The organism is Aureimonas sp. AU4 (genome assembly GCF_001463765.1).
In the GTDB taxonomy this organism is placed as follows: domain Bacteria; phylum Pseudomonadota; class Alphaproteobacteria; order Rhizobiales; family Rhizobiaceae; genus Aureimonas.
In genome coordinates, this window is sequence record NZ_BBWK01000110.1 from 1 (window position 1) to 4,263 (window position 4,263).

6 protein-coding genes and 1 pseudogene are annotated in these 4,263 nt (G+C 64.2%); 6 read left to right on the forward strand and 1 reads right to left on the reverse strand.

All coding sequences use genetic code 11. The features are described from left to right. Positions 1 to 269: hypothetical protein (locus tag AUL35_RS22800; RefSeq protein ID WP_210168694.1), on the reverse strand; the 269-nt coding region annotated here is incomplete at its 3' end. A 348-nt stretch (positions 270 to 617) separates the two neighbouring features. On the opposite strand from AUL35_RS22800, the gene AUL35_RS22415 reads away from it, so the two are divergent. The 6 genes and pseudogenes from AUL35_RS22415 to AUL35_RS21870 all read left to right on the forward strand — a co-directional run bounded on the left by AUL35_RS22415 (position 618) and on the right by AUL35_RS21870 (position 4,023). After that, positions 618 to 770: a hypothetical protein gene (locus AUL35_RS22415; RefSeq protein ID WP_156418151.1), complete on the forward strand. Its 153-nt coding sequence runs from the start codon at positions 618 to 620 to the stop codon at positions 768 to 770. A 120-nt stretch (positions 771 to 890) separates the two neighbouring features. After that, the gene (locus AUL35_RS22420) at positions 891 to 1,130 is read left to right on the forward strand and encodes a hypothetical protein (protein WP_156418152.1); all 240 of its coding nucleotides are present in this window, start codon (positions 891 to 893) and stop codon (positions 1,128 to 1,130) included. Positions 1,131 to 1,183: 53 nt separating this feature from the next. After that, positions 1,184 to 1,952: pseudogene (locus AUL35_RS21865) on the forward strand (IS5 family transposase). Positions 1,953 to 2,323: 371 nt separating this feature from the next. Beyond that, a complete protein-coding gene (locus tag AUL35_RS21250; protein WP_062018584.1) occupies positions 2,324 to 2,797 on the forward strand; it encodes a VOC family protein in 474 nt (157 codons plus the stop codon). Between the two features lie 275 nt (positions 2,798 to 3,072). After that, complete coding sequence (locus tag AUL35_RS21255) at positions 3,073 to 3,549, forward strand: cupin domain-containing protein (protein WP_062018587.1); 477 nt, start codon at positions 3,073 to 3,075, stop codon at positions 3,547 to 3,549. A gap of 249 nt (positions 3,550 to 3,798) precedes the next feature. Next, a complete protein-coding gene (locus AUL35_RS21870) occupies positions 3,799 to 4,023 on the forward strand; it encodes an HNH endonuclease (protein WP_244493871.1) in 225 nt (74 codons plus the stop codon). Positions 4,024 to 4,263: the final 240 nt, after the last annotated feature.

A 4,263-nucleotide genomic window follows, 5' to 3' on the forward strand; every position in this document is an offset into this window, starting at 1 on the left:
TCGGCCAGTACCGGACACCGAACGCCTAAGCCGATCGGAACGATTGATCCGGCGATAGGAGGTCGTCCCGCAAGGAGGTCATGATGGCCGTTTGCGACACACCTGAACAGGAAGAGACCCTTCGTCCGTTCGACGTCCTTAAGACGCGGTTCGTCAAGTCCAACGTCGTTGGCTAGGCGGTCTACGGCGACGTATACATCGGGCGCGACATCCTCCTCGTTTGCGGACATCTGCCGGCACGCGAGGGCGATCCCGATCACGCCGAGCACCGGCGCCACATCTTCTAGACGGTCGCCGACGCCTATGCGGCTGAGAGGGCGGCATGAACCCGTACCTCCGCTCTTCACTCAACGCCACCCCAGCCCCGACCGGCTTCTCGATCCCACCCTCGCCGACCTGCGCGGTGCCGACGCCGTCCTGGTGGTCGAAATGCACTGGTCGCTCCGGAGCCACCGAGCCCCTCGCTGGGTCCGCCTGCTGGTCTCAGACCTGGACGGGCTGGACGCCGCAGAGAAAACGTGCATCGTCGAGGACGCGCTGGACCAGCTGGACGACCTTCCGGCTCTGCACGCCAACATCCCACTGACCCTGCACCTCCCATCGGACGACAGGAAAGTATGGTGATCCACGAGACCGCGACCATCCGGATTGCCCCAGACGGCCTCCACCGCGGTCTCACAGACAGCGGGATCGACGACCTGCTCGGCGTCCGGAAGGGCGTCATCGCGCGCACCGTCAATCGTCGGATCCGCGGCGTGGGTCCCGACTAGGCAGGGCGGCGCCTTGTGGGGATGTCGGCTGCCGGAGAAGCGGTCCGGGAAAGCCTGTTGTCGGGTGACATGGTGGCGGAGGCAGCTTGGTCTTCACATGTCAGTCCGAAGACGGCAGGCGTGATCCATGATCAGTTCGTCGCCGATGGCGCACTGACGCCCGAGCAGGGCCGGGCCCAGACCGTGGTGACGGCGGTCGAGCCCACCCCGCCGCCAGCCCCTTCTCCGGCGCTGGCAGCATTTGAGAAGCCCTCGGCGCTTGAAGCGTTCGGATCAATTCAACCGGTCCCCGCGCCACGTACGTACGCATTCAAGGCGCTGCCGACTTGGGATCAGGCGATCCAATGCCGGGTCTTTTAGCGCCTGAAGCCGACTCCATGTCGCTGCCTTTTCCGATGAGGAGAAGCGTGCAGATGTTGAGCGACGAGCGGTGGTCTGATCTGGAACCGTTGATCGAGGCCTGCCGCCCGCATGCGAAGGTTCCGAGCCCGCACCTGCGACGGACCATCGAGGCGATCCTCTGGCGTCACCGGAACGGGGCGAAGTGGCGATCGCTGCCGACCGAGTTCGGGCCCTGGTGGATGGCGGCGCAGACCTTCATCCGGTGGGCGCGGCTCGGCGTCTGGGAGAGGCTGCTGGTGCAGGTCCAGGAGCGCGGCGTCAGGCTCGGCATGGTGTTCCTGGACAGGACCCGCATCCGCACGCATTAGAAAACGGCTGGCGCCAGCCGAAACGGGATCTGCAAAAGAGCGAGACGGCCGTGAAGCGCTTGGCCGATCTCGTGGCGGCTACGGCACCAAGGCCTGCGTGATAGCCGACGGCGCCGGGCGCGCCATCGCCTTTCGCCTCGCCCCGGGACAGGCCCACGAACTGCCGCACGCCGCTGCGCTCTTGGCCCATCTGCCGGGCGTCCCGAAATGGGTCGTGGCCGACCGCGGCATCACCAGCCATGCGTTCCGCCAGCGCATCAGGGACTCGAGCGCCCGGCCTGCCATTCCGCCGCTTCGCAACGAGGCACCCGTCGCCTGCCCGGACTGGATCTACAACAACCGCAATCGGGTCGAGCGCCTGTGGGCCAGGCTGAAGGAGTGGCGCGCCGTCGCCACCCGCTACGAGAAGACCGTCGCCAGCTTTCTCGGCGTCCTCTGCCTCGCCGCAGCCCTCGATTGGATCAATCGCTAACAGGCCATAATCGGCTTGTAGGTATTTAGCAAAAGACTAGTGCGCTCGATAAATAGCCGATGCATCGGTCCTCGATTAGCCCAACTCGTATTTGTCGCGTTCGTCATGGGGAGGTGCAGCTACACCCCGGCCTTCGCTCGGATTCCATGTCCGCTTTCCGCAATGAATTCCCTCGGTCTGGAAGGCGAGAGTTGGGTCGAGAGCGGACCGACCGCTTCCGAACGGCCAGTTCAATCGCCGCCCGAGGCAGGACAGGTTGGTTTGCTGCTAGTCCGCTTCCAAATGGCAAATGCATGGAAGGGGACATAGCCAGAAGACCGGCGACGACCCGTTGTAGGCGATTGACCCCTTTGCCGGCAGGATCGTTTTTCATGACGGAACACACGAGCATCCACGTGCGTCGCGCCGATCATGTCGGCTTCGCGGTCGCCCTCCTCGACGAGGCTCTTCGGTTCTGGGTTGATGGGCTCGGCGCGCAGCTTGTGCGGACCGGCGAGATGGGGGGCGAGTTCCTCGGTCAGGTGACGGGCGCGCATGGGACACAGGTTCGCATGGCGATCGTCTCGCTGGCGGATCAGACGATCGAACTCCTGGAATATCGGGGTCTGGATCGGCCAACCGTGCCGGCCAAGCCGTTCGACCCGGGCTTTGCACAACTGGCCCTCGTGGTCGATGACATCGACGCGCTCCTTGCGCGGATCGCCGCCTTCGGCTGGAAGGCGCAGGGCATTCCGCAGCCGATCGCAAGCGGTGCGCGGGCCGGAACGAGGGTGATCTACGCTGTTGGCCCTGACGGCGCGACGATCGAGTTCATGCAGCCGCCAGCCTCTGCTCAACACATCTGATGCCACGGGAGAGGAATAGCTTGCCGCCCCGATCAGAAGTCGGCAGGGGTGTGGCGAACAACCGCTTCAGAGAAGCCTCGGCGGCATTTCGGGCGACCGGGTTGGGTCGAGAGCGGAAGGGCCGCTTCCAAGCGTCCGCTTCTGCAGGGTCGAGCGGCTCGACGGGGTGGAAAACGGACTGTCGGCTTCGGGGCGATATGCTACGGCAGCGGACGTTCTGGTCCGGCAGAAGGGGAACCTTGTTTGCCCGGACGTAGGGGGTTCGGAGGGTGGCTATGTCCCAGACGCTGGCGGTTGTCGCAGTTCAGGCCGACGAAGCTCCTGCGCGCACCAAGCCATCTAACTACCCCGAGCCATTCGCGTCGCTGATGGATGGACGCATCAAGCGTCCCCTCGGTGACCTGTTCGCGCTGCAAAGCTTTGGTGTGAACCATGTCACGCTTCCACCGGGAGCGGTGTCGGCACTTCACCACCGTCATACCGTGCAAGATGAGTTCGTCATGGTTCTCACCGGTGAGATCACGCTTGTCCACGACGGGGGTGAGACGACGCTACTGCCGGGCATGTGCGCTGGGTTCGTCCACGGCGGCACCGCGCATCACCTCGTCAACAGCTCGGGCGAGGTCGCGACCTACCTCGAAGTCGGAGACCGGCAAGCAGGGGACAGCGTCACCTATCCACGGGACGACCTCGTCGCCGTTCGATCTGACGCCGGGTGGCAATTCACGCACAAGGACGGCCGACCCTACTAGGCGCAAGGCGACCGCTTTAGGGAGGCATGGGCCACCTTGATGCGGTCGTTGGCTTGACCAAGGCTTCTGACCGTCTCATCAGTCGCTTTAAGGCTGATGGCGCCATTGCGGCCTGCCACTGCCTTTCCGACTTTCGGGGGATTTGAATTGGCACGCAAAAACCGAGAAGCGGATTGGCTCACGAATGACGTTGCGGAGACAAAACCTGCCGAGCCGTGCTGGCTTTGCGGGCGACCGCTCGGAAAGACAGTGGACCGCTTTCATCCAATACCCAAGAGCCGTGGCGGTCGCGATACCGTCGCCGTCCATCCCATCTGCCGGGAAACCATTGATGCCAACTTCACGGCCAGCGAACTGGTCCGTCGTGCGGAAGCGGGAACACCGCTGACCGACAACGAGGTAGTCGCACGTTTCGTCAAGTGGGTCGCCAACAAGCCCGCTGACTTCCACTCTGCAACGAAAGCCGGTCGCTAGGTGCTGTGGCCGTGTCCCGATCCGACCCTCGCTGGACAGATGTGGTTCAATCGTTGGTTTCGCCACGCCGTGCGCAACCGATCGACACGGGCCTGATCATGGTCGCGTGCCGAGCGATCGGCTGAAGCACGGTACCGTCAATTGCGCGCCTGTCGAAGGCGTGCCACGAAGCGGATCGACCCGGCCGTCTGCAGGGTCCAGCTATCGGATCCATCGATTGTCATCCATGCCCGCCGTGCA